This is a genomic window from Mesorhizobium sp. M0028 (assembly GCF_040323855.1).
Taxonomy (GTDB): Bacteria; Pseudomonadota; Alphaproteobacteria; order Rhizobiales; family Rhizobiaceae; genus Mesorhizobium.
Genome location: NZ_JAMYVG010000008.1, coordinates 128,639 through 153,537, shown reverse-complemented (window position 1 = coordinate 153,537; position 24,899 = coordinate 128,639). Strand labels below are relative to the sequence as shown.

Annotated in this window: 23 protein-coding genes and 1 pseudogene; 4 read left to right on the top strand and 20 right to left on the bottom strand. The window is 63.1% G+C overall.

What is annotated here, in order from left to right:
- Positions 1-148: 148 nt before the first annotated feature.
- From NKJ93_RS17440 to NKJ93_RS17395, 10 genes and pseudogenes are all read right to left on the bottom strand, one after another.
- On the bottom strand, positions 149-367 hold the full coding sequence (locus NKJ93_RS17440) for a hypothetical protein (protein WP_352590497.1): 219 nt from the start codon (positions 365-367) through the stop codon (positions 149-151).
- A 222-nt stretch (positions 368-589) separates the two neighbouring features.
- Positions 590-1,195: pseudogene (locus tag NKJ93_RS17435) on the bottom strand (class I SAM-dependent methyltransferase); the annotation flags it as partial.
- A gap of 158 nt (positions 1,196-1,353) precedes the next feature.
- Entirely contained in the window at positions 1,354-2,343 is a 990-nt protein-coding gene (locus NKJ93_RS17430; protein ID WP_352590378.1) for a GNAT family N-acetyltransferase, read from the bottom strand.
- Positions 2,344-2,350: 7 nt separating this feature from the next.
- A complete protein-coding gene (locus NKJ93_RS17425) occupies positions 2,351-3,415 on the bottom strand; it encodes a glycosyltransferase (protein ID WP_352493909.1) in 1,065 nt (354 codons plus the stop codon).
- Positions 3,416-3,435: 20 nt separating this feature from the next.
- Positions 3,436-4,368 (bottom strand): glycoside hydrolase 5 family protein, encoded by a 933-nt coding sequence (locus tag NKJ93_RS17420; RefSeq protein ID WP_023716616.1) that lies wholly within the window; start codon positions 4,366-4,368, stop codon positions 3,436-3,438.
- Complete coding sequence (locus NKJ93_RS17415) at positions 4,361-5,122, bottom strand: TIGR04290 family methyltransferase (protein ID WP_023716617.1); 762 nt, start codon at positions 5,120-5,122, stop codon at positions 4,361-4,363. The genes NKJ93_RS17420 and NKJ93_RS17415 overlap by 8 nt, the downstream gene beginning before the upstream one ends.
- Positions 5,123-5,124: 2 nt before the next feature.
- The gene (locus NKJ93_RS17410; RefSeq protein ID WP_352590375.1) at positions 5,125-5,925 is read right to left on the bottom strand and encodes a nucleotidyltransferase family protein; all 801 of its coding nucleotides are present in this window, start codon (positions 5,923-5,925) and stop codon (positions 5,125-5,127) included.
- Complete coding sequence (locus tag NKJ93_RS17405; protein WP_352482813.1) at positions 5,925-7,028, bottom strand: CgeB family protein; 1,104 nt, start codon at positions 7,026-7,028, stop codon at positions 5,925-5,927. Before NKJ93_RS17405 ends, NKJ93_RS17410 begins: the two co-directional genes overlap by 1 nt.
- 14 nt (positions 7,029-7,042) lie before the next feature.
- Positions 7,043-7,639 (bottom strand): histidine phosphatase family protein, encoded by a 597-nt coding sequence (locus NKJ93_RS17400; protein ID WP_352482812.1) that lies wholly within the window; start codon positions 7,637-7,639, stop codon positions 7,043-7,045.
- On the bottom strand, positions 7,636-8,739 hold the full coding sequence (locus NKJ93_RS17395) for an inositol-3-phosphate synthase (protein ID WP_352482811.1): 1,104 nt from the start codon (positions 8,737-8,739) through the stop codon (positions 7,636-7,638). The genes NKJ93_RS17400 and NKJ93_RS17395 overlap by 4 nt, the downstream gene beginning before the upstream one ends.
- 246 nt (positions 8,740-8,985) lie before the next feature.
- Here NKJ93_RS17395 and NKJ93_RS17390 point away from each other — a divergent pair, with 246 nt between their 5' ends.
- A complete protein-coding gene (locus NKJ93_RS17390; RefSeq protein ID WP_352590372.1) occupies positions 8,986-10,731 on the top strand; it encodes a hypothetical protein in 1,746 nt (581 codons plus the stop codon).
- Between the two features lie 251 nt (positions 10,732-10,982).
- Here NKJ93_RS17390 and NKJ93_RS17385 read toward each other — a convergent pair whose 3' ends face one another.
- Genes NKJ93_RS17385 through NKJ93_RS17350 form a run of 8 tightly spaced genes read right to left on the bottom strand, consistent with a single transcriptional unit; the run spans position 10,983 to position 19,939 of the window.
- On the bottom strand, positions 10,983-12,029 hold the full coding sequence (locus NKJ93_RS17385; RefSeq protein WP_352547427.1) for a UDP-glucuronic acid decarboxylase family protein: 1,047 nt from the start codon (positions 12,027-12,029) through the stop codon (positions 10,983-10,985).
- 23 nt (positions 12,030-12,052) lie between these two features.
- Positions 12,053-13,162, bottom strand: a complete 1,110-nt coding sequence (locus tag NKJ93_RS17380) for a CgeB family protein (protein ID WP_352547428.1) — start codon at positions 13,160-13,162, stop codon at positions 12,053-12,055.
- On the bottom strand, positions 13,159-14,253 hold the full coding sequence (locus tag NKJ93_RS17375) for a CgeB family protein (RefSeq protein ID WP_352590369.1): 1,095 nt from the start codon (positions 14,251-14,253) through the stop codon (positions 13,159-13,161). Before NKJ93_RS17375 ends, NKJ93_RS17380 begins: the two co-directional genes overlap by 4 nt.
- Positions 14,250-15,380 (bottom strand): CgeB family protein, encoded by a 1,131-nt coding sequence (locus tag NKJ93_RS17370; protein WP_352590366.1) that lies wholly within the window; start codon positions 15,378-15,380, stop codon positions 14,250-14,252. Before NKJ93_RS17370 ends, NKJ93_RS17375 begins: the two co-directional genes overlap by 4 nt.
- 2 nt (positions 15,381-15,382) lie before the next feature.
- A complete protein-coding gene (locus NKJ93_RS17365; protein WP_352482804.1) occupies positions 15,383-16,483 on the bottom strand; it encodes a glycosyltransferase family 4 protein in 1,101 nt (366 codons plus the stop codon).
- Positions 16,468-17,760 (bottom strand): TIGR04295 family B12-binding domain-containing radical SAM protein, encoded by a 1,293-nt coding sequence (locus tag NKJ93_RS17360; protein ID WP_352482803.1) that lies wholly within the window; start codon positions 17,758-17,760, stop codon positions 16,468-16,470. Before NKJ93_RS17360 ends, NKJ93_RS17365 begins: the two co-directional genes overlap by 16 nt.
- A complete protein-coding gene (locus tag NKJ93_RS17355; RefSeq protein ID WP_352482802.1) occupies positions 17,757-18,836 on the bottom strand; it encodes an NAD-dependent epimerase/dehydratase family protein in 1,080 nt (359 codons plus the stop codon). The genes NKJ93_RS17360 and NKJ93_RS17355 overlap by 4 nt, the downstream gene beginning before the upstream one ends.
- Entirely contained in the window at positions 18,833-19,939 is a 1,107-nt protein-coding gene (locus tag NKJ93_RS17350; RefSeq protein WP_352493913.1) for an NAD-dependent epimerase/dehydratase family protein, read from the bottom strand. Before NKJ93_RS17350 ends, NKJ93_RS17355 begins: the two co-directional genes overlap by 4 nt.
- Before the next feature lie 238 nt (positions 19,940-20,177).
- On the opposite strand from NKJ93_RS17350, the gene NKJ93_RS17345 reads away from it, so the two are divergent.
- On the top strand, positions 20,178-20,450 hold the full coding sequence (locus NKJ93_RS17345; protein ID WP_023716631.1) for a hypothetical protein: 273 nt from the start codon (positions 20,178-20,180) through the stop codon (positions 20,448-20,450).
- A gap of 29 nt (positions 20,451-20,479) precedes the next feature.
- On the opposite strand, the gene NKJ93_RS17340 is transcribed toward NKJ93_RS17345, so the two are convergent.
- Both NKJ93_RS17340 and NKJ93_RS17335 read right to left on the bottom strand, forming a co-directional pair.
- Positions 20,480-21,028 (bottom strand): response regulator, encoded by a 549-nt coding sequence (locus NKJ93_RS17340; protein ID WP_352547433.1) that lies wholly within the window; start codon positions 21,026-21,028, stop codon positions 20,480-20,482.
- A gap of 49 nt (positions 21,029-21,077) precedes the next feature.
- Positions 21,078-21,275 carry a hypothetical protein gene (locus NKJ93_RS17335; protein WP_352493915.1) on the bottom strand — a complete coding sequence of 66 codons (198 nt, stop codon included), beginning with the start codon at positions 21,273-21,275 and terminating at the stop codon, positions 21,078-21,080.
- A gap of 148 nt (positions 21,276-21,423) precedes the next feature.
- Here NKJ93_RS17335 and NKJ93_RS17330 point away from each other — a divergent pair, with 148 nt between their 5' ends.
- Entirely contained in the window at positions 21,424-24,528 is a 3,105-nt protein-coding gene (locus NKJ93_RS17330; RefSeq protein ID WP_352590363.1) for a CheR family methyltransferase, read from the top strand.
- Positions 24,525-24,884 carry a response regulator gene (locus NKJ93_RS17325; RefSeq protein WP_352493917.1) on the top strand — a complete coding sequence of 120 codons (360 nt, stop codon included), beginning with the start codon at positions 24,525-24,527 and terminating at the stop codon, positions 24,882-24,884. Before NKJ93_RS17330 ends, NKJ93_RS17325 begins: the two co-directional genes overlap by 4 nt.
- Positions 24,885-24,899 lie beyond the last annotated feature (15 nt).

Sequence of the window (24,899 nt, the reverse complement as noted above, 5' to 3'; positions counted from 1 at the left end):
CCTCACTCTGGTGGCAACAGTGCGAGTTTGCAAGAATTTGCAAGCTATCCATGCGACCGGCTTCGGTCCTTGCACAGCTTCGTCAGCGGTTGGCTCTCGCTGCGTTTTCAATTGCTCACCGGCTGCAAGCCACATGCCGCCGCAACGATCAGTCTTCAGGCCGTCGATCCCCTGAATGATCCTGGTACTGCTCGGACTTGACCCGATTGCCGTCGAGCCCACGCTCCTTGCTGTGCTGCTTCTTGTCTCTGTTGGACAGAACAGCGTTCTCTCCGATCTTGTCCTTGGGAAGATCGGTCATTGCGCCAGCGCCAGCGCCTTTGCCATGACTGCCGCGACCGATGTGCTTCTTGCTGCCGGACGCCATCTTATCCTCCTTCATACTGTCGAATAGCGGCTTTTCCTGTTCGGCATCCGAACCAGCGTTGGGCCACAATGTTCCGCTGGAAATCGTAAGCAGGAAGGCATCGCCGTCCCAGTGCCGGAACGGCTTTTCGCCGTCGACGAGGATTTGCATGCCATTTGCATTGGCGAAGTTATGAACGTCGGCGCGATCCAGCGCCGGCGATCCGCGATATGAATAATTCAAAAGCACGGCCATGCCCGGCCTCTTCAGCACGCGCCCGATTTCCACGAAATGCCGTTCGGCGAGGCCGGCCAGCACCAGATAGGGAAAGCTGTCGACGGCCAGCACGCGGTCGAAGCTCGCATTGCCGAAATCGGCAAGATCGAAACCTTGGGTAGGGCGAAATTCCACATTGCCGAGCCCGGCGCATCGCCGGCGAGCGATCGAGATCATCGCCGCGGATATGTCGATGCCGACGATCCGGTGCGATAGAGCGGAGAGCGCCTGTTCGAAGCGACCGATACCACAGCCAATATCCAGGATGTCGTTATTTGCGCCGCTAAAACCTCGCCTCTCCAGCCATGCAACGATCTCAGCCGTAGCGGCCGAGAGCTTTTCCTCGTTGCCCAGCGACGACAGCTGGACGCTCGCCGCCGGGGAGATCGCCGCCGCCGCGTCAAACCCGGCTGCCAGCCGCTTGACGACCGCATCGCCGGTCTCTCCCTCACCGCGTTCGTGCCGAACGGCAGCACCCGTTTTGCGCAGCGTGGCGAAGATCTCGGGCCTGCGCTGAAGCAGGTCGGCAATCCGCTGTAGTTTTGCCGTCTTTCGCGGTTCGGCCGAGTGCATGTTTTGCGCAATCTTCGCCAGTTCTGCGGCTTCGATTCCTGTCTCGAAACGGAGAGCCAGCCTGGCGATGACGGCTTCGACGCCGGCACCATCTGCCATGCATTCCTCCAGCACCCGCCTTGCTGATGTCGACCACCGAGATCCCGGTTGGGTCGCGCTCATCGCCCTTTGCTCCGCGTCCAGATCTTGCGCATCGTCCACCGGTCGACGGCGCCCCAGCTGTATTTGTAGGCCTCTTGTCCGCGCAGAAAATCGAACTCTTCCGCGCCTTCGCAGATCGCCTGCCTTATCGCCTGGCCGATGAGCAGCGCGCCGGGACTGTCCTCCGCATAGGCCGGATCGAAGCCACCGAGGTAAGCGTAAGCGCGGCCCCGATGATGAAACCCGTAATAGGCGCCCACGATCGCGCCACCGATGGCGACAAGCCAGCATCGGGCAAGTGCCTGAGCAGCCAACAGCGGCAGCGCCTGACGGTGGAATTCTTCCACGCGGGTATCGGACAGGACGCCGTCGCCGTTTCCGGCCCAGCGCGCGCGGTGGAGGCGGATCAAATGATCGAGGAATGTCTGCGGATCGGACAAAACGGGTTCGATGGAGACCCGGCCACGTCTCGAAGCAGCTCTATGGGCGCGGCGCAATTGGCGCCGTCGCCGCGCCGGAACACAGCTGAGAAGCGTCTCATCGCCCGTGAGGGAAAGCACCGGGCAAGCAGCGTGGCTGACAGCCTGGCTTGTTTCGAGCGCGGCATGGCAGATGGCGAGGCCGGCACCGCCGGCCGGCAGATCCGGCAAGATCCACTGTGACCAGCCGATGGAAAGAACCGAGCCGGCGATGACGGCGCCGACCGGTTCGGCGATCTCGGGAAGACAAAGGAGGTCCAGATAGTCGCTCAACGAAATCCCGAGCGGAAGCAATCGCGCGCCGGCTTCCCGGTGTTCCAGATAGAGTGGCGCCAAGCCGACCAGGTCATCGCCACTCCAGACGGCGACCGTCGCAAGCTCACCAGGAGCGAATGTCCGCCACCACGGCACCAGCCATGCGGGAGACTGGAACGGCGTCGCCGAGGGACTGCGCGACCAGAGTTCCCACCAGTGTGGCGCGAGGGCTTCGAGGCCCGCCGCATCGTCGATGATCTCGCTGCGGAGCATGTCCCGCTCACTTCGCCGCCGCGAGCTGTCCGCTGTCTGTGCCGAGCCGTGCCAGCGCCCGATAGGCGTCCATGTAGGAGGAGACCATGCGGTCGAGTGAAAAGCGGCGCCGCGCCTCGGCCCGGCAGGTCTCAGGGTCCAGGCCGGGTGCGGCAACGATGGCTTCCGCCATTTCGTCGACATCTCTGACGAGATACCCCGTCTTGCCATGCTCGACCACATCCGGCAGTGCGCCATTCGGGAAGGCCACCACGGGGGTGCCGCAGGCGAGTGCCTCCATGGCGACGAGAGAACTGGTTTCCGCGGCAAGGCTCGGGACGACCAGGCAGCGGGCTGTGTTGAGCAGGCGCCGCTTGGCGACAAAGCCGAGCGGACCGAGGAAGCGGCGCCGACTGTCCAGCCGCGGCTCGACCTCGTCGCGAAAATACGCTGTGTGGGTTTCGTAGGGATAGACTTTGCCGCCGATGACCAGCGGTACGTTGGCCTTCTTGGCTGCGTCAAGCGCCAGATGAATGCCCTTTTCCGGGCAGATTCGGCTGAGCACGAGCGCAAACTCACGCTTGACCTGTGGCTCGCTCAGCGCGTCGATGTCCACTCCGTTGGGGATCGGCCCGATCAGCCTGGCGCCCGGTGGCGCGGTTCGTTGCTGAGCCGCCGATACCGCATGCAGCCACAGATCCTCTCGCGCCGGACTGAGAGCATCGGCCGGATACCAGTCGAGCGGCAGGTGCAAGGTCACCAATGTCGGCCCATCGCCCGGCAGATAGGCATCGAAATCGATGCCATGCAAATGAACCGCGTCGATTGGCCAGCGTGCGCGTGCGGTAGCTATTGCTGCGCGATGAGCACGCTGGGCCCGGCGCTTCGCCGCTTCATCGAGCACGCCCGGTTCGGCCGGCGTCTCGATGAGGACACCCGCAGCGCGCGAGCCCTGGCAGCCGATCACGATCGAACGGTGTCCGGCCTGTACGAGCGCCTGATCGAGCATCGACAGCACCTGCTCGGCGCCGCCGACCGCATCCGGCCCGACCGGGGCGAGGGGATAGGCGACGTTGAGGACGGTGAGCGTCATGGCTGGCGAGCCGAAGCTCCTCACGCTGCGGAGGCGCGCTGCCTGCCGGCGGAAGGGGCAGCGATGCTGCCGGCATAGCGGCGCGTCATTGCCGCGCAGAATTCGGCGAATTCCGCCGGCACCAGCGGCGGGCTGGCGTGGTGCGGCATCATTCCGCGGTGTTCCGGCGTGAAGCAGAAGGTGACCGTCACGTCGAAGTCGGCCAACGCCTCCATTTGCCGGTCGAACCAGTCAAGTGCGTTCGGCCTGAAACTGTCGGCCCAGGAAAGCCCGGTGCGCAGATTGGTGACGCCGAGCCGTTTCATCCAGGCGACGGCGTCATCCAGCCGGTGATCTTCGAAATGGAACCACTGCACCAGTCCCATTGCCGGCGCGTGGTGCAGGAATTCCTCGAGCGCGGGCTTTGGCGTGCCGTCCTGGCGCAGCAGGCCCATGTAGAAATGGCGGTAGTAGGAAGAGCCTTCCGCCTCGCGATGGCGCGTCGTCGCTTCCCATTCGCGCGGCAGGTCGTAGAGGCTATACCATTGGATGCGCGGTGCGTTGCCGATCAGCAGTTCCGCTGTCCGGCGCAGGCCCCAGGCCTGTACCTCCTCGGCACCGAAGGTCGACACGCCGACCTCGCTGACCCATACCGGAAGATCGGTGACAGCCGAAATTTCGCCAATCTTCTGCGGCCATTCGTGGATCTGCCAGAGGTTCCAGTCGAGCGGAAAGCCGTGCACGGCGACCGCGTCGACATGATCGAGCACGCCGAATTCCTGCATCCGTGTTATGAAGGCGGCGTCGATCGGCGAGATGCCGCCAAGGACCTTGGTCAGGGCCGGATTCTCCGACGCTATCGCGTCGGCGGCCAGGATTGCCATGTTGGCGAAGCGGCTCCAGTCGGGATCGAGCTCTGGATCCCAGTGGGATTTGTTGTTTGGCTCGTTCCAGATCATCGCGGCTTCAATCATTTATCTGTCCTTTCGACGGGTAGATGGCGCCGCCGCCGGCCGGTACGTCGGCGGTGCGGCAGAAATAGACCTCCTGCTCGGGTTGCAGCACGATCTCGAAGCCGGCGCTGCGCAGCATGGCTTCGGTGCAGGCGCGATTGGGAATCCACCAGTTGGTCGGGTCGTCGGCATAACGATGCTCGATGAAATGCAGCTTTGGGAACTCCGGCCGGTCGAACAGGTCGTGCGTCCAGAAATGATAATTCTGCTCGAGTGCCGGCACGTCGGTGCTGCCGCGCTGCATCGACTGGAAAATCATCAGGTCGTCGGCAACGTGCTCCCGGATCAGATCGAGAGCGAGCAAGGGATGGCGCAAATGGTAGAGCACTCCCATGAACAGCACGATGTCGAACCGCTCACGCAGCGCGCCAACGTCGTAGACCGAGAGCTGCTGGAATTCGATGTCGCAGTCCGCAACCTCAGCGGCAAAGCGCGCCTGCGCAAGGTATGCCTCGTCGAAGTCGATGCCGAGCACGCGACCGGCGCCGCGGCGTTTCATCTCGATAGAGTAGAAACCTGCATTGCAGCCTATGTCGAGCACCGCCTTGCCGGAAAGATCGGCGGGAATGGCGTCGGCGAATTTGCGCCATTTGATCAGCGGGTAATTGCCGAGGAAATGATCGGGAGCCGTTTCCACGCCGGCCAGCTCCATATTGTGGAACCATGGGCCGAGCGCATCGATGCGGCGGCGGATTTCGGCATCGGAATGCAGCATGGCTAGCCTCCTTCGCCTGCGAGGATAGGGACGTGCTGGTGGCCGGGCAGCGTCATGGCGGCTTGGTCGTCCTTGGTACCGGCGGCGCTTTCGAGCAGCCGAAGTGCCGTACGATAGCCGTTGAAGGTACCGACGTCGACATAGGCGGTGCCAGCCTTGATGCCATGCGCTTCACCCCCGGCGGCCAGATAGGCATTGACCAGCGTGCCGATATATTCGTCGCACCGGTCCCGCTCCCGCCACAGCGCGGCAAGCCGGTGAAGGGTGTGGCCGGGCATCTTAAACGCACCCCAGATCCAGTTCGACGCGGCATTCTGCTGCTTGACCTGGATTTGCTTCACCCGGTCGTCCTGGTCGACAACGACGGCATCGAAGAATTCCGGCTGGTCCACCGGAAACAGCAGGAAGGACAGGCCGTCGTCCGGGAGAGCCAGGAAGCCGTCTTCGGGAAACCAGATTGTATCGGGAAGCCCGACCAGAACGGTCTCGTCGGCTCCGACGAGCGGTGCGGCGCGGAAGATGGCGTCGCAAAGGCCGACTGGAGAGGGCTGCACCACGAACAGCGCCGCCGCATCGGCATAGCCGGCAGAATAATATTCGAGGATATCCGACTTACCCGAACCGATGACAAAGCAGATCTTGTCGGCCCCCGCGCGCACCATGCGGCGCACCAGGTATTCGCTCACCGCGCAAGGCCGCTCGGTGTTGCCGTCGATGCGGCTGCCGACCGGCAGCAGTTCCTTCGAAAAGCCGAGCGGCTGGATGCGGCTTCCCCGCCCGGCGGCGGGCACAATGCCCAACATCAAACTGCCTCCTTCAACGGCTCGCCACGCGTGGAGCCGTGCAGTGCATCGGACAGGATGCGGTCGAATTCCTTCGCCCGCCGCGCCGAGGTGTGTTCGTCCAGCACCCGCTCGCGCGCCCGGCGGCGGATCGCGTCAAGCTCGGCGTCGGGCAGGTCGAGCGCGGCGACCACGTCGTCGGTGCTGTTGGCCACGACGATCTCTTCGCCGGGCCGGAAGAAGGCCTCCAGTCCCGGCCACGTGTCGCTCACCATCGCAGCACCGCACGCGGCGGCTTCGAATAGCCGGCCGGAAGGACACCAGCCCCTTTCGGCCATCGCCTCGCGGGTCACGTTCAGGGTCAGCCGTGATGATGAAAAGAAGGCGGGGTGTTCGGCGGGCGGCAGGTGACGGACGAAGAAAATATTGTCGCTCCACGGGAATTCTTGCGGATATTGTGCGCCGCCAATGATGAAACGGCGATCCGGCAGGCGCGCAGCCGGACTGACCAGCAGCCTTTCGACCCCGGTCTGGCGGTCTGCCGCATACGTCCCGAGATAGGAAAGGTCGCCGGCAAACTCCGGCTTGGGCGGGGCCGGCCGGTGTCGCTCTGGATCGACATGGCCGTAGAGTGGCATGACGCGGCGCGCGCCCAGCATCGTCTTCAGCGCATCGATCGCGGTTCCTCCCGTGTAGCTCAGCACGAGGTCGAAATCCCGAAGCCCTTCCGGCCCGAAATAGGCCGGAGGCTCACCTTGTTCGATTCGCGCCAGCGTCACCGGCGTGTCCAGGTCGTAGAAGACCTTCAGCCCCCGACAGGCCTGGTGGGCAAGGCGCGATGCGCTCACCGCATCGGGGCAATAGGAGGTGACGATGACGACATCGGCCTCATTCATCGCCTGCTCGGCAACGCTCTGGATGTCCTGCCAGTCCGGATAAAGGACAATGCTGCCGCCATCCAACTGGTCGAGGTCGCGCGTCCCGGCATAATAGGGAGTGTTGCGTTCGAAGAAGGTGATGGACCAGCCCAGCCCGGCCATCGCCCGGATCAATCCGCGCCACAGCGTGGCGTGCCCGTTGCCCCAAGACGATGTCACGGTAAGACCGAAAATGACCATGCGCATCCGGCAATTCCTCGTCAGGCAGCTTCGTTGAGTCTGACCAGCTTCGACCCCCAGTCTCCCCAAACAACTGTGGTGATCGATGCTGGGTCGATATCGAAACGAAAGCAGTTCCCCAGCGACAGGCCGAGCACTTTGCACACGGCGGCCTTGATGACGTCGGCATGGCTGACCAGTGCAACGCACTGGTTCTGGTATGTTCCGCGGACCTGCTCGATCAGCGAGACGACACGTTGCTGCACGTCCAGCATGGTCTCGCCGCTCGGTGTTCTCGCCTGCTGGCGCTGGTCGTTCCACACCCGCCAGTCGGCATCCTGGTTCAGTTCCTCGAAGGTCTTTCCCGACCAGGTGCCGAAGTCGATCTCATCGAGTTCCTCGCGGATCACGATTTCACCGGCATTGCAGGCGAGTGCAATCGGATTGGCCGTCTCCTGCGTGCGTTCGCGCGGGCTACAAAAGATTGCCGCTATCGCCTCGCGTGCCATACGGTCAGCCAGATGCGAGGCCTGTGCCCTGCCGGCTTCGCCGAGGCAAACGCCCGCCATCCGTCCGGCAAGATAACAGCCGACATTGTCATGCGCGGCGTGGCGGACCAGAAAGAACGTCGTCGTCATTCCGCGGCATCGAGCATCGGCTCGTCCTTACCGGCGATGAAAGAGAGCGTGCGCTGGCGGGCTTCCGCGTCGGTGAACTGCTCGGGCGGCGATTTCATGAAATAGCTGCAGGGACCGGTCAGCGCGCCTGCGATGCCGCGGTCGAGCGCCAGCTTGGCGCAACGCACCGCATCGATCACGACCCCGGCCGAGTTGGGCGAATCCCACACTTCCAGCTTGAGCTCGGCATTCAGCGGCACACCGCCGAAGGTCGTGCCTTCGACCCGGATATAGGCCCACTTGCGATCGGTCAGCCAAGGCACATGGTCGCTCGGCCCGACATGAATGTTGCCGGGCGCCAAGGGAACGTCGATCTGGCTGGTGACGGATTGCGTCTTTGAGATCTTCTTCGATTCCAGCCGCTCGCGCTCCAGCATGTTGAGGAAATCGGTGTTGCCGCCGAAATTGAGCTGGTAGGTGCGATCGATACGCACGCCGCGCTCACGAAACAGGTTGGCAAGCAGACGATGTACGATCGTCGCACCGACCTGGCTCTTGATGTCGTCGCCGATCAGCGGCAGGCCGTGTTGCTCGAAGCGGCGGCGCCACTCCGGCCGCGAGGCGATGAAGACTGGTATGCAGTTGACGAAGGCGCAGCCCGCATCGAGCGCGCACTCGGCATAAAAGCGCGTTGCCTCCTCCGAGCCGACTGGCAGATAGGACACCAGGATTTCGGCGCCGCTGTCGGCGAGGATCTTGCCGACATTGGCGACCGGCTCGTCGGCCTCCTCGATCTCGTCGCGCAGATATTTGCCGATGCCGTCCAGCGTCGGTCCGCGTTCGACGCGAGCGCCGGTAGGCGCCACATTGGCAAAGCGGAAAGTATTGTTCGGCGCGCTGTAGATCGCGTCTGCCACATCGCGTCCGACCTTGCCCTTGGCGACGTCGAATGCGCAGACCACTTCAATGTCCTTGACATGGTAGCCGCCAAGATCGGCGTGCATCAGCCCGGGTATGGGCTCATTGCTCCTTGCGTCGCGGTAATAGGTAATGCCCTGAACAAGGGAGGAAGCGCAGTTGCCGACGCCGACTATACCGATTCGAACTTTCTTCGATCCCACGAAACCGCTGCCTATGCTGTTGAAGGTAAGTTCTTCGTGCCAAACCGCCTTCCTCCCGGATTGTTCCTTGCCGGCTGCAAAAATCGTGCAACCGATAGTGGATCAAAGTAGCGCCCGCCGAGTTGTGCAGCGAGGGGTGAGGCCAACCAGGACGGGACAATGATCGTCTATGGCGACCACAAGCAAATGCAGAGCGCGCAACTTGTTCGCGGCTCAGCGTGCAAAGCGGCCGAGCACATTGCGGACATGCCAAGTGGGATCGAGCGCCACGCAGCCCTGGTCGGCCTGTTCATCAGGGCCTCGGAACTGGTCCAGGGCCTTGCCGATGCTGAATTCGAGGCCAACGGCACGGACCGGAATTCCCCACAGCGGATCGCGGGCGCAAATCTCCTGGTCGGCTTGGCCCGGCACGTGGGTAGATCGTGGGAGGCCGGGTTCACGATCGATGGCCCGGTCGAGGCAGACGTGCCGCGAATGTTGGCCGAACTCGAATGCGATGGCGACATCCTGACCGGCTCGGCTGAGGGCTACGCCCATTACGCGCTTTATCCGGAGAGCTATTTCGTCGCCGCGCGGCAGTCGGGTCTCGATGCGAACACATGCGTAATCGGCATCCGCAGCATCGGCCTGGGGCTTGCAGCGATGGTGGCTGCAGCCATCGGCGCACCAGCACCCGTCAGCGTCCGTCCGACCGGCCACCCGTTTCGCAGGCGGCTTGCCGCCGATCCGGAGCTGATCGGTGGCTGGATGACGAAACCGTCGGCCCGCTTTGCCATCGTCGACGAAGGCCCGGGCCTGTCCGGCAGTTCGTTCCACGCCGTGGTCGCATGGCTGCAAGGGCTAGGCATCGATGCCGGGCGCATCCATCTGTTCCCAAGCCATTTGGGTGGCCCGGGTCCCGAGGCTTCGGCGGACAGTCGCGAGGCATGGACGGTTTGCCAAAAACAAACCGTGGATTTCGAACGCACTTTCCCAGCTGGATCCGCTGTCCCGACGCTGCGGGACTGGGTAGCCCGGACGATCGGCAGCACAGCGGTCAGCCTGACCGAAATATCCGGCGGAGAGTGGCGTCGCTTTCGAGACAGGACGGAGGATCATTGGCCACCCGTTCACCGCGGCTTCGAGCGGCGAAAGTTCCTCGCTTCTGCGGGCCGGGAAAAATGGTCGGTCAAGTTCGTTGGCCTCGGCGAAATCGGAATGCACAAGGCCGAGACCGCCAGGACGCTGCACGATGCAGGCTTTGGTCCGGAAGTCGCCGGGCTGTGCCATGGCTTTCTCGTCGAACGCTGGATCGACGGTACAACGCTGGGCCGGGCAAGGCTTTCGAAAGAAAGAGTGGTCGCTCATCTCGCGCGCTATCTGGCCTGGCGCGCAGCCAATCTGCCCGCCTCTGAGCCGGGCGCCTCGCTGGAGGCGCTTGCCGACATGGCCGTGCGGAATACAAGTGAGGCGCTGGGCGAAAGCCGCGCGGCGGAACTGCAGAACTGGTTTTCGACACAGGCTCCACCCAAGAATATGCAGCGGGTCGAGATCGACGGGCGGCTTCATCCGTGGGAGTTCATCCTTTCGCGCGGCGGAACGCTGATCAAGACGGACGCCCTCGACCATTGCCGGTCGCACGATCTGGTCGGCTGTCAGGACATCGCCTGGGACATTGCCGGCGCCCGCGTCGAATATAGCCTCTCGGACGCGGCGACTGCGGCGCTTTGCAAGGCTGTGGAAGCGAGAGCTTCCCGTCCCGTCGATGCCAATCTGGTCCACTACTACGAGCCCTGCTATCTCGCCTTCCAGCTTGGCTTGTGGAGCATGGCTTTACGATCTGGCGATGATCGGGAACAGATCCGGCTGGCGGCCGCGGCAAGACGTTATACGGCGATGTTGCTTCGGTTCCTGGATACCCAAGGGCACCTGCGGCCCTTCGAGCAGGATCAGTCCAGCCGGCGAAGCATATCCGCTTCCTTTTCGAGGATGGCGGCTACCTCTTCCCGCTGAAGATGCGTCAGCATCAGGCTCACGCAACATTCCAGATAGGTGATGGAGGCGCGCCGCAGGAAGGCAGCCGTCTCTCTTGCGGCCATTTGCTCAATGTCTTTGGCGGATCGCTTCGGATGCACAAATCGTCTCCGTGCCGGTACCCTGGCCGAACCGGAAGCTGGACGGGTTGTTCCCGCGACGAGAAAAAGTGACCGACGATCGGCGCGAAACGACCGTGATCTCCGAGGGGAACGTGGCAAATACTGCCGTCAGGCCGGCAGATTTTGCAGCCGGCCTGATGCAGAATGCACGCTGGTGGCAATTCGCCGTGTTCTGTCGACCGTCTGCGTCGTCTCAAGCTCGGTAAAATAGCTGACTGTATGCATCAAACCTTGCCTGAGCGGCACTTTTGGCGACCAGCCGAGAAGCTTCTTTGCACGGGAAATGTCGGGTTGCCGACGACGAGGATCGTCTTGCGGCAGCGGCAGGAATTTCAAGGCCGATCCGGTTCTGGTCATGCGCCTCACCAGGCCCGCCAATTGCAGGATGGTGAACTCCCCCGGATTGCCGAGATTGACCGGCTGGCGCGGGCTGGGATTGACCTCCATCAACCGGATCAAGCCGTCGACCAGATCGGAAACGTAGCAGAACGACCTGGTCTGCAGCCCGTCGCCGAATATCGTCAGCGGCCGTCTCTCGAGTGCCTGCACGATCAAATTGGAAACAATCCGTCCGTCCGCAGGGTCCATCCTGGGACCATAGGTGTTGAAGATGCGCGCGACGCGGATATCGGCTTTTCCCATTCTCAAATAATCGAAGCACAATGTTTCGGCGGTGCGCTTGCCTTCGTCATAGCAGGCGCGGGGGCCGATGCAGTTCACATGGCCGACATAGTCCTCCCTTTGCGGATGCTGTTCTGGATCGCCATACACTTCGCTGGTGGACGCCTGCAGGAAGCGGGCACCATTGCGGGCGGCGAGCTCCAGCAGATTGAGCGTCCCGATGACGCAAGTCCGCGTCGTGTGGACCGGGTCGGCCTGATAGCGTGGCGGCGAGGCCGCGCACGCCATGTTGAAGATGCGGTCCACCCGTTCGCCAAGCTCCAACGGCCGGCAAATGTCCTGCTTGATCAGCCGAAAATCCGGACGATCGGCGATCGATGCTATGTTCTCCATACGGCCGGTCAGGAAATTGTCGACGCAGATCACGCGCCAGCCGGCCTGGAGCAATGTCTCGCAAAGATGCGAACCGAGGAAGCCAGCGCCGCCGGCGACAAGCACGGTCCTGGTCCGTTGCGCCTTTCTTGATAGCTGCATCTCTATTTTCTCCCGTCTGCGGGTCATGCTGCACTCTCGACATCCAGATCGAGAGCAGAACGTGGCGATTTGGCCCGCGCCAGCAGCGAAACGAATTCGCGGGCTCTCGCGGTGCTGGTGTGGGCTGCCAGGATGAGCACGCGCGCTTGCCTGGCCATGGCAAGCCGGGCGCCGTCGGATTCCCCAGACAGGATGCCGATCACGTCCTCGGTCCTGCGCGCCGTGTGGATCGTCCGCTCTGGAAACAGGCTGTCCAGTCCGGCCCAGCTATCGCTGATGATCGCCGTGCCGCAGGCGGCTGCCTCGAAGAGTCGCACGCTGGGCGACCATCCGGCCGCGATCATGGAACTGCGCGTGACGTTCAACGTGTAACGTTGGCGGCTGTAAAAGGCCGCGTGATCTGCCGGTGGCAGGTGTTCGATGCGATCGACATTGTCCGGCCAGGCAATTTCACGCGGATATTGCGAGCCGGCCACGACGAAGCGGCGCTCCGGCATGCGACGCGCCGGTTCGAACAACAGCGCCTCCAGCGTCGCCTGGCGGTCGGGGCTGTAAGTGCCGAGATAGCCGAGATCCCAGCGGATTGGATCACCGGTTCCGTGGTGCCGTTCCGGGTCGACGGAACAGTAGAGCGGCTCGGCCCGCCTCGCGCCGAATTCCGCCGTCAGACGGGCAAGCGTCGGTCCGCCGGTGAACGAGAAGTAGACGTCGAAATACGGGACCTGCCGCCTGGCAATGTACTCGCAATCATCGGTTGAAAGTTTCGCCAGCGTAACCGGCGTGTCGATATCGTAGAAGCAGAACTGACCCGTGCACAGCGACGCCACGACGTCGATGATTTCAGGGCCTTCAGGAACGAAGGACCCGACGACTACGATATCGGCCTCGCGCAGGCAGCGCGCGAAATTGCGGCGAAGATCATCGGTCGTTTCATAGTAGCGCAAGGCGCAGAAATCGGGATCGCGCAGATCCCGGTGACTTGCGTACCACGGCACGTCGCGTTCGAGAAAGGTGACGCGGTGGCCGAGTTCGCGGAGACCTTTAAGCAGCCCCCGAAAGGTGGTGGCGTGGCCGTTTCCCCAGGACGACGAGAGTGACAGGCCAAGAAAGACGATGTCGAGTGGCTTTGTCATTCCGCCGCCTCCACGGTCGGACGCTCGAAATGGCGCCTGAAAATGGCGTCGGCCAAAACGGCCCGTGTCGTATAAGTATGTTCGCCAAGCACCCGCCGAAGCGCAGATGCCCCGATCGCCTTGGCCCGTTCGGCGCTAAGGCTTTGCATGATCTCGGCGACATCGTCGCCATCGCGCGCGACCAGGATTTCCTCACCGGGTTTCAGGAACAGGTCGACACCGAGCCAGGCGTCGGTGATGAGGCATGCGCCGGCGCCCGCGGCCTCGAAAACGCGCGTCGCAGGCGAAAAGCCGTTGGCCGCCATGCTGTCGCGGCTGATGTTCAGCACCGCCTTGGCCGTGACGTTCAGTGCATTGTGGTCACGCGTGCCGACATGGCCGAGCCATCGGACATTGGCGGGCATCTGCTTGTCGCCCCAGCCCGATCCGCCGAGCAGGAAGCGCTGATCGGCCAGGCGGCTGGCCGGGTCGAGGAAGAAGGCCTCGACGCGCGCCTCGCGGTCCGGCAGCCGGTTACCGAGAAAGGCGAGATCGCAGGCAAAGCGCATATCCTTGCCGACAGGATGATGCGTTTCCGGATCGAGCGCATTGTAGATCGGCACACATTCGGCGGCCCCCATGGCCCGATAGGCCCAGACCACGGGATCGCCGCCGCCATAGGTCAGCACCAGGTCGATTTCCTGCAGCGCGCGATGCAGCGGGTGGTCGGGCTCGTCGCGTAACTGGCCAAGTGTCGCCGGCGCATCGACATCCCAGAACACGGTCAGCGCATCGGCACGGGCGTGATCGAGCACCGCCCGCAGCAGCGCGTCGTCGGCGAAACCGACGCCACTCGCCTTGACGACGATGTCCGCGTCGGCCGCCCGCGCCGCCACCTGCATGAGCGCATTCGGGGTGGCCTCGTAGACGACGACGGCACACCAGTCCGGCGCCTCGATGTCGCGGTTCTTCTGGCGATCGTAGACGTCCGGCTCATAGAAGATGATGTCGTAGCCGAGCCTGGCCAGAGCCTTGAGCAGTCCGCGGTAATAAGTCGCCGCGCCATTCCAATAGGACGACAGCAGGCTCGACCCGTAAAATGCGATCTTCATTCGGCGGCCTCCTTTGCAAGGATCGTATCGGCGGCTTGGCGGTGCCCGCATTCGGCGAGCACGCCGAACAATTCATCCGCCCGATGCCGGCACGTGTGCCGTGAGCGAATAGTCTCGAGGCCCGATGTCGCCAGAGAAGCGGCGAGATCCGCGTCACGCAGCACGGCGCGAAGATGATGCCGCATCTCGAAGCCGGTGTTTGCAAACAGGAAATCGGTGCCCGGCCTGAACAGACGTTCGACATCGGACCACGGCGCCGAAACGAGTGGGATGCCGCAGGCGAGCGCCTCGAACATGCGGATGGTCGGGATGCCGGGCAGGCTTTCGCGATATGGACGCCGCGGGATGTGAACCGTGATGCGGTTCGCCGCGAATGCCTTCGGCACGTCGGCATTGGCGATCCAGCCTTCGTAGCGCAGGCCGGCGGTGGCGAGGTCGGCGAGCGCCTCGCGTGGATAGCGGACGCCGTGGACAGTGCCGCTCAGGCCAAGTTCATGCACCGGGTCGACCAGGAACTCCCTGATTTCGGTGCTGCGCTCGTCGTCGCCCCAATTGCCGATCCAGATCAGGTCGGCGCTACGCTCGATTTCAGGATGCGGCTGGAACAGGTGGTCATCGGCTGCCTCGTGCCAGGTGAAGACCCGCTTGCCCCATCCGGCGCGAAGATAGCTTTCCCGCAGCGCTTCGCCGAAGGCGAGCACGCCATCGTAATGTTCAAGCTGCAAGGCGGAAATCGCTTGCGTGGCCGAGATGGCGCGATGGTGCGTGTCGTGAAACAGCAGCGTGAAACGGCCGCCAATTGCTTTCGCCCTGCCCAGCCGCGCGACAAGGTCCGGCGCGGTCCACTCGTGCACGATCACCACATCGGCATCGGAGATCCAGGCTTCGTGGTCGAAGGCGGCGTCATAGGTGACCGTCATCAACTCCGGAAAATCTTTCCGGAATCGCTCGATCGCGAAGGACCCTTTCTCGGCCAGCAGGTTCGACCGGCTCCAGCCGTCGGCGGGCTCCAGCGCAATCACCTGGTGCCCACGCGCGACCAGCTCGCGCATGATGCCGCGCAGGAAATGTGCGTTGCCGTGGTTCCAGTCGGAAACGATCGAATGGGTGTAGAATAAAAACCGCATAATCAACTATCCGCCATGGTGGCCAGGGCCGCCTTGTCGTAGACGCCGCGCATGGCGGTCGCCTGTCTTGCCAATGAAAATCTGCGGCTTCGGCGGGCGGCTGCCTCACCGAGTTCTCGCCGGCGCTGCGTGTCGCTGCAAAGACCATTGATGCATCTGGCGAGATCGCCCGGATCGCGCGCGTCGTAGAACATGGCCGCCCCGTCCCACAATTCGCGGTAGGTCGAGATATCGGCAAGCACCAAAGGCGTCGCCGACATTGCGGCTTCCAGCGTGGCCAGGCCGAACGGTTCGTAGAGCGACGGCGATACGAAAATGCCGGCCCGCGCCATCAGCGAGCGCACTTCCTCGTGTGGTACCGGCCCGACGGGAACGGCGTGGCTGAAGCCAACATGCTGGCCGTCCGGCCCTTGCAGCGAACCGGCGACGAAGACCGGCCATTGCGTTAGGGAGGCGGCCTGGTCAAGCACTGCCGCGTTCTTTCCTTCATCCCACCAGCGCGCGGCGGCGAAAACCACCGATTCCCGCCTTTCGCCCTTCGCGCCCGGCCGTGCGCCGTTGCCGACGACGCTCAGCCGCGCGATCGGCCCGTAGCAGGTTTCGAGCATGTCGGCATGGCTGCGGCTCGGTGCAACGACCATGCCTGCTTTGTCGAAACCGCGCCGGTTACGGTCCTTTTGCCAGGCCCACTCGCCGTCCGCCGCCTGTCCCTTGACGGCGTGGAACCATGTCACGACGCAGGAATGCGATACCGCAACGATGGGGCAGGGCACGTCGAGCGCCGCCGCCTGCGTCGGCGCGTTGAGATGGACGACGTCGACAGCGTAGTCACGTATGAGTGGGCGCAGCTCCTGCTGCAATGTGTCGAGAACGTGCTCGCTGCGGGTCATCCAGTCCGGCGGCGTGTTGAGCCATGTCAGCGCCGCGAAAGACTGGGCCTCCTCGGCTTGCTGCCTGGACGGTTCCGGACCAAGCCCGGCAAGCACGACGCTGTCGCCGCCGGCGACCAGTTGCCCGGCCAGATCGAGCGTATAGCGCCAGACGCCACCGACGGCATCGACGGTCATCAGTATGCGACGCGGCGGGCTCAGTGTCCGCAACATGTGGCCTCCAATTCGGCCAGCGGACGCGGCCGCTTCTCCTGGATGTCGCTGAACGTTCGGAAGGATGCGAGGTAATGTTCATGCGCGCGCTCCCAGGCGAGGTCGTCGGGCTCGCCCCAAAGTTCGCGGTAGCTCGGCGAACTCGGATAAGGATAGAGCGGCACCGGTTCGTTGGCCCAAACGCCGTTGTCGATCAGGTGCTTTCGCCAATAATCGACGAGCGCGGGATCGTCCTCGACCACGCCGATCAGATTGGCCTGCACGAACGGCACGTGGCGCCTTGCGTCGACCAGCAGCGCGGCCAGCTCCTCGGTGCCCAGCCGGCAGCGTTTTGCCAGCATGGCGCGGCCTTCCACAGTCAGGCTTTCGAGGCCCGCCTCGATCGAGACGCAGCCGGCGGCACCGAGCAGCTTCAGCAATTCCGGCTTCCAGAGGTCGATACGGGTCTGCACGCCGAACTTCACATCGCGATCGACCAGCGCCTCCAGCAATGCCTTTTGCGGCAGGAAGATCTCGTCGATGAAGTAGATGTAGCCGACACCCTGTGCGATCAGCCGGTCGATCTCGGCGATCACTGCTTCGTGGTTCCGGCGGCGATAGGCATCGCGGAAATCGATCTTGGCGCAGAAACTGCAATTATACGGGCAGCCGCGCGACGCCTCGACCTCCGCGCCAAAACCGACCTGGTTGTCGTCGAAGCGGTGATGGTGGTGCGAATGCGCGGCAATCCAGTCCGATGGCCATTCGAGCGGCGGGTGATCGATGAACGAGCTCGCATGCACGCCGCCGTTCGAGACCAGTTCTCCATCCTCGAAATGGGCGGTGGACGGCACCGCGGTCCAGTCGTCGCGCCGGGCAAGTTCCGCGACCACTTCCTCGCATTCGCCGCGCACGACAATGTTGACGCCAAGCTTGCGCAAAGTCGGCGTCGGCGTCGCCGAGCCATGCGGCCCGACGGCGACGGTGCGACCGCCGCGCCCGGCAAGATGATTGAGGAAATCGGCCGGCACGCGCAACTCGGGCGGTGCGCAGCGCCAGAACAGGTAGGTCGGCGCGGTGCTGACGACGGTTATGTCAGGCTCGAATGCGGCGGCGCGATCGGCGAGCGCGGCGTTGTCGAGCTTCTGGATCTGCCCGTCCAGCATCAGCACCTCGTGGCCGGCAGCTTCGAGCAGCGCTTTCGAATAGCCGAGTTCGAGCGGCAGATGCGGCTGGCGGCAGCCGAAATAGATGCTGTCCTGGTAGGTCCAGGACGGATTGACCAGGGCGACCTTCATGCCACGTACCTCGCCGGTTCGGGATGCGGGTCGAGGCGATGACGCTGCAGCCAGTCGGCGAGGTCGCGGATGCCGTTTTGCCACGAGACATGCGCTTTCCACCCCAGCGCCGCCTCGATCGCGCGCGTGTCGGCGACGAAGAACGGTTGGTCACCGGTGCGTTCGCGGTCATAACGAATCGGAACGTCCCGTTTCGTTATGTCGCGGATCTCCTTCAGCAGCATGCGCAGGCTGACAGCGTTTTCCGGTCCGCCGCCGAGATTGAATGCCTGGCCCTTGACCGCCTCGATCCGGTCCAGCACAGCGCGATAAGCCGCGACCGCGTCGGCAACATGCAGGATGTCGCGCACCTGCTTGCCATCGCCATAGATGGTGATCGGCCGGTCGGAGAACGCGCTAAGCAGGAAATGGGCGACCCAGCCCTGATCCTCCGTCCCGAATTGGCGCGGTCCATAAATGCAGCTCATGCGCAGCACCGCGGTCGGCAGATCGTATGACTTGGCGTAGTCGAGGACATACTGGTCCGCCGCGCCCTTGGAGCAGCCATAGGGCGTGCAGAAATCGAGGCCGCGCGTCTCGTCGACGCCGTGCACACGGATGCCCGCATCGCAAGGCGCGTAGTTGCCGTCCTCTTCGCGCATGGCGAGGTCGGCGAGGCGGCCATAGACCTTGTTGGTGCTGGCGAAAACGACGGGGATGCGCTTGCCGCTGCAGCGAGCGGCTTCCAGGACGTTGAACGTGCCGCGCAGGTTGATGTCGAAATCCTCGTCCGGCCGAACCAGGCTCGTGGTGACGGCGGTCTGCGCGGCAAGGTGGAAAACTGCCTTCGAACCTGCGACCAGCGGCGTGAGCGCCTTTGCGTCACGGATATCGGCGATTTCGACGGCGAGGCGGTTGCCGTGCTTTTGCGTCAGCCATTCGAGGTTCTGCTCGACGCCGGGACGGCTCAGATTGTCGATGACCAGCACCGGCTCGCCGTCCGACAACAGGCTGTCGGCGAGGTTCGAGCCGATAAAGCCGCTGCCGCCGATAATGGCGATGGGCGCTTCGCGAAAATTGCGTGAATCCGGTCTCATGACACCAGCCCTCGCACTTCGAGTTCCCGCTTCATCTCGGCGCTGCGATCGATGGCGACCGTGTTACGCACCCATGCGACGAAATCGCCGAGCGAATGCTCCAGCCGGTACTGCGGCTGGAAGCCGAGCAGTTCGCGCGCCTTCGAGATATCGGCAAAGCAGTTGCGGATATCACCGGAGCGTGCCTTGCCGAGGATTTCCGGCTGGCGGCCGGGCACGCCCATCGCCTCGGCAAGCAGCCGGGCGACCTCGCTGACCGCGTAGGCGCGCCCGCTGCCGATGTTGATGACGTGGCCGCACGCCTTGGGCTGTTCCAGCGCCAGCCGGAAGGCGAGGGCAATATCGCGTACATGAACGAAATCGCGCTGCTGTTCGCCGTCTTCGAAAATCAGCGGCCGCTGGCCATTGGCGATGCGGGAGGCGAAGTTCGCCAACACGCCGGTATATGGGTTCGAGAGCGCTTGTCCTGCGCCGAAGACATTGAACAGGCGCAGCGCCACCGCGTCGACGCCATAGGCTTCGCCGAAGATCAGCACGGCACGTTCCTGGGCATATTTTGTCAGCGCGTAGATCGAGGCGAGGTCGACCGGTTTTTGCTCGTCGGTGGGCAACGGCGACAGGACTTCACCTTCCGGCGACAGGGGATTCCATTGGCCGCTGCGGATGTCGTCCGGCTGCCGTTTTGCATTGTCGATGCGCCGGCCGTCCGGCGTGGCATAGAGACCCTCGCCATAGACACTCATCGATGACGCAACGACGATCCGTTCGATCGGGCGTTTGATCAGCGCCTCCAGCAACGTGGCAGTGCCGAGGTCGTTGGCGCCGACATAACGGGCGATCTCGTACATGGACTGGCCGACGCCCACTTCAGCCGCCAGGTGAATGATCGAGTCGACATCTTCGACGGCTTCGGCGATGGCGTCGCGATCGCGAACGTCGCCTTTGATCAGCTTGGCACCTGGCGGCAGGCTGATTGCCTCGCCGCCATGCACCTGATCCAGCAGCGCATCGAGAATTGAAACCCCATAGCCATGTTCAACGAGTTCCTGGGCGACGTGGCGGCCGATGAAACCGCAGCCTCCCGTGACCAGTATACGTTTCACGACAGCTCCTCATACGAATGGCTTTGCCGCCCCAAACTTCCGGGCGAAAGGTTTGTTCCCTTGCTTCAACAAAGTTCAGGAGGCTCGCCGGGGTAGGTTTCAACCAGGCGTGGGAACATCGAAGGCTGCTTGGTGTTAGGAGCCATGTTCGACCAACCGCGCGCACATGCCGGGCAGCGATGCATCTGCTGGTTGTGCAACGCGGGGGATCTCGCGGTGGAATCGAAGGGAGATTGCGATGTCTGAATCGAAGACGACCACCGATCACGACGAAATCCGCCGCTGGGCCGAGGACCGCGACGGGCGGCCGGCGGTGGTGCGCACCAAGGGCGAGGGCGGCATATTGCGCATCGACTTCGGCGAGCCTGAAGAGACGTTTGAGCCCGTTGAATGGGACGAGTTCTTCAGGATCTTCGATGAGAACGAACTGGCCTTCCTCTACCAGGATGAGACCAGCGGCGGAAAGACCAGCCGCTTCAACAAATTCGTCGAGCGCAGCCGGAAAAGCTAACATCGTCTAGTTGCCGGCGGCGGCCGTGGTTAGTGCAGCAGGTTTGCTCCACGTGCCTTGACGATGTTTCGCATGATGCCGTTGAGCCAATCCTCTGTCGAGGAACCAGATCGTCTGTTGTCGATTTCGCCGATGGCCTGCTCGAGCGTTCGCTCGACCAGCCGGTCGGAAGCATCCATGTCTCCCAGCAGCAGACGTGCCGCGAGCCGGAGCTTAGGCAGAAGCGAAAATACGTCGTCTGAGGGCTCGGACGCTCGGCCTCCTTTCGATGCCGACGTCTCGGCCGGAAAAAGAGCGTCGAAAACAGCCTGGCCGTCCGAGGACTTTCTGAGGCTGCTGGCATATCGAAGGCGCTCAGGAATAACGATGTCTTCATCGCCGCTGAAAAACACGAACGGCACGCCACGGCGCATCAGTTCGTCCGCTATCGGGAATACCCGTCTTCCGTTGAGATTGACGTCCAGGATCGCAGCTTCCGCCTCCTCCGTGTGTTTCGACGCCTGTTCGACCGTCGCCACGGGGCCAAGTACGACGGCGCCCATCTTGCTGAAATAACGTGCAAGATCGCCCGCCAGCATCCATTCGTCCTCGACGATCAGGATATGCAAGCCTTGCAGGTCGCGCACCTCATTGATCCTTCTTCCTGCGGGTTTTACGGCTGTCGGCGCAGACTTGTTCAAAGTGACGGGCCAGAACCTCTTGCAACCGTTCCGCGAGCGCGAGCAGGCGAGGCGGAATGTTCTCAGACACCGGGAACTTGGTCAGGTCCGGCGAGGGCAACAGGATGCGCTTGGCCGGCTTTATTTCAGGTGGTCGTTTTGCCATTGGAACCGCCTCCAAAGTCAAATGTTAATGCCCACCGACGGTGCTTTGTTCCGTTGGTAGACTATTCGCTGGCCGGAGGCTCGGCGCGGTCTTAGTCTAAGGCCCGATTTGGCGGCTTTGTGTTCGCGGCGGTTGTCAGGGGCGTGGCGTGGCATCCCAGAATGGAAGATTTCCCATTGTCGGTGTCGGCGCATCGGCCGGCGGCATTCCCGCGATGGAGGGCCTGTTCAAAGGACTGACCGGCGGCACCGGCATGGCGTTCGTCGTCGTCACCCATCTCAGCCCGGAGCGGGAAAGCCTGCTGCACGAGGTCATCCGACGTTATACCGAAATGCCGGTCGTCGTGGCCGAGGAGGGCGCAGCGGTCCAACCCGACCAGGTCTATGTGATGCCGCAAAACGTCGTCCTCACCATCCGCAAGGGCGCGCTTTCGCTGCGCAGGCCGAACACGCTCAACCGCGAGCGCAAGCCGATCGACATCTTCTTCAGCGCATTGGCCGAGGACCAGGGCGAGTATGCCGTCGGCATTATCTTGTCGGGTGGTGATTCGGACGGCACGCTCGGCGCCAGGGCAATCAAGGAGCATGGCGGGCTGACCATTGCCCAGGCGTCCAACGGTTCCGCCCCACGCAATCCGGACATGCCGCAGAGCGCGATTTCGAGCGGCCTGATCGACATAGCGGCGCCCGCCGAGCAGATCGGTGCAAAGCTTCAGGCGTTTGCCCGCGGCTTCGATGTGCTGCACGGACTGACCGAGGCGGACGACGAACACAAGGCCGGGATGGATCGGGCCCGCGATGAAATCTACGCCATTTTGCGCAGCCATTCCGGTCACGACTTTTCCGGCTACAAGACCAAGACGTTCCTGCGTCGCGTAAAGCGGCGCATGCAGATCACCCAGCTGCAGTCGATCACCACCTACATAGAACGGCTGAAGAGGGATCCCGACGAGGTGGCGAAGCTGTTTCGCGACCTGCTCATCAACGTCACCAGCTTTTTCCGCGACGCCGAAGCGTTCAAATTGCTGGAGGACAAGATCCTACCGCAGATTTTCGAAGGCAAGAACGCCTCCGATGCGGTGCGTGTCTGGGTACCCGGCTGCGCCACCGGCGAGGAAGTGTTCTCGATCGGCATGCTGATGCGCGAACGTATGGAGAAGCTTTCCGCGCCGCCGCGCGTCCAGATATTCGCGACCGACATCGACGAGCCGGCGCTCGCGGTGGCGCGTGCGGCGCGTTATCCCGAAGCGCTGCTGCACGGGCTTTCGCCACAGCGTAGGCAACGCTTTTTCAACAGCGACGGCGCGAGCTACGTGCTTGGCAACGAGGTGCGCGAACTGTGCATCTTTTCGCCGCACAGCATTATCCGCGATCCTCCCTTCTCGCGCATGGATATGATTTCCTGCCGCAACCTGCTGATCTATTTCGGCCCGCAGATCCAGAACCGGGTGATTCCAATCTTCCATTACGCGCTGAGGCCGGGCGGCTATCTGTTCCTCGGCACCTCGGAAAGCGTCGGTCAGCACGGCGACCTTTTTGCCACGGTCGACAAGAAGCATCGGATTTTCCAGGCGCGGGAACATTCCACGCCGCGGCCGCTGGTTCTGATCGGCAATGGCCCCACGGGTGCCCTTCCGGTCGGACGCGGCGGCTCGACGAAGGATACCGCCAGCCATTCACTACGCCAGGCGATCGAGGCTCAGGTGCTGGAGCGGTTCGCCCCGCCTCACGTTCTGGTCAATGGCGATGGCGACATCGTCTACTATTCGGCGAGGACGGGCAAATATCTGGAAGCACCGCAAGGCGCCCCGAGCCGGCAGTTGCTGACACTGGCCCGCCGCGGGCTGAGACTTGAGCTGCGCGCCGCGTTGCGGGAGGCAGCCACGACGCGCCGCACGGTCGTTCGGGAGAACATAGCGGTCGAAGAAGACGACGGACAGCTTCAGTTCATTACACTGATGGTCGAGCCGTACACGGAACGCGGCAATGGCGAGCCCCTCTACCTCGTCCTGTTCAATCCGGTGGGACAGGCCCAGATCCGCTCCGATCCGGCACGCGAAAGCCGCGGCGCCGAAGATACGACCGATCTCGAACGGGAGTTGCGCGACACGCGCGAGCGGCTGCAGTCGACCATCGAGGAATACGAGACCGCGCTGGAGGAAGTAAAGTCTTCGAACGAGGAACTCGTCTCCGTCAATGAAGAGGCGCAGTCGACCAATGAGGAGCTTGAGGCCTCGAAGGAGGAGATGCAGTCGCTCAACGAAGAGCTCAACACCATCAACGCAGAGCTGACTGGCAAGATAGAGGAACTCGACCGCGCCAACAGCGATCTCAGAAACCTGTTCGAAAGCACGGAAATCGCCACCATCTTCCTCGACCGCAATCTTGTGGTGCGGACCTTCACTCCCGCCGCGTCGTCGTTCTTCAACTTGCGTCCGTCCGATGTCGGCCGACCGCTGACCGATCTTTCGAGCCAGCTCGACTACCCCGAGTTGAAGCGGCACATCCAGGCGGTGTTCGAGACGGGAGAGACCCTGAACCATCACCTTGCGCGCGACGACAAGGGCCGGTTCTACTTGGTTCGCATCAACCCTTACCGGGACAAAGGCGGCAGCATCCAGGGCGTGGTCGTGACCCTGATCGACGTGACGACGCTGGCGCAGGCTGAAGAGCGTCAGCAGGTGCTCATCTCGGAGCTGAACCATCGTGTCAAGAACATGCTGGCGGTCGTCGCCAGCATCACCAACCGGACGCGTGAAAACTCGGCCTCGAAAGACGAGTTCGCCGAAGCCTTGATCGGCCGGCTGCAGGCGATGTCACGAGCCTACAGTCTGCTCTCGCGAGAAAGCTGGACGGAAGCCTCCGTCGAGGAACTGCTGCGCCATGAACTCGATCCCTTTGGGGCCGAACGGTTCGAGCTCGATGGCAAGCGGGTAAGCCTCAAGCCTGTGCAAGGGCTCTCCTTCGGCATGGCAATTCATGAGCTGGCGACGAATGCCGCCAAATATGGCGCACTGTCGAAACCTGCCGGGCGGATAGTTGTCAAATGGTCGGTGGCGGATGGCACCTTCAAGCTCGTCTGGCGCGAGAAGGGCGGCCCCCGCATCAAGGAGCCAACCGACAGCGGCTTCGGCCTTACCCTTCTGCGTGGAGAAATCGGTTACAGGCTGGGCGGAAAAGTTGAAACAAGTTTCCGCTCAAATGGTTTGGAGGTGGAAATTGCATTCCCTCTGACCCGCGAGGGCTCGTCGTGACCGGAAAGGTGCGTGTGCTGATCGTCGAGGATGAATGGCTGATCGCCGACGACGCGGCGGCTTACCTGCGCAAGGCCGGCCATCAGGTGGTTGGGCCGGTTTCGTCGGTGACGGCGGCCCTCCGGCTCGTTGGCGAAGGCGGGATCGACGCGGCGCTATTGGATATCCAGTTGAACGATGAAACCAGTTATCCGGTCGCGGAGGCATTGCGGGGGCGAGGCGTGCCGTTCGCTTTCCTCTCCGGGTATGGCGAACGCGAGATTCCGGCCGGGTTCCGCGCTTGCAGGATCGTGCAGAAGCCGGCGAGCCAGAGTGCGATCCTGAATGCCGTGGACGAACTCGCGCGAGCCGGCTGAGGTCATGATTTGAAC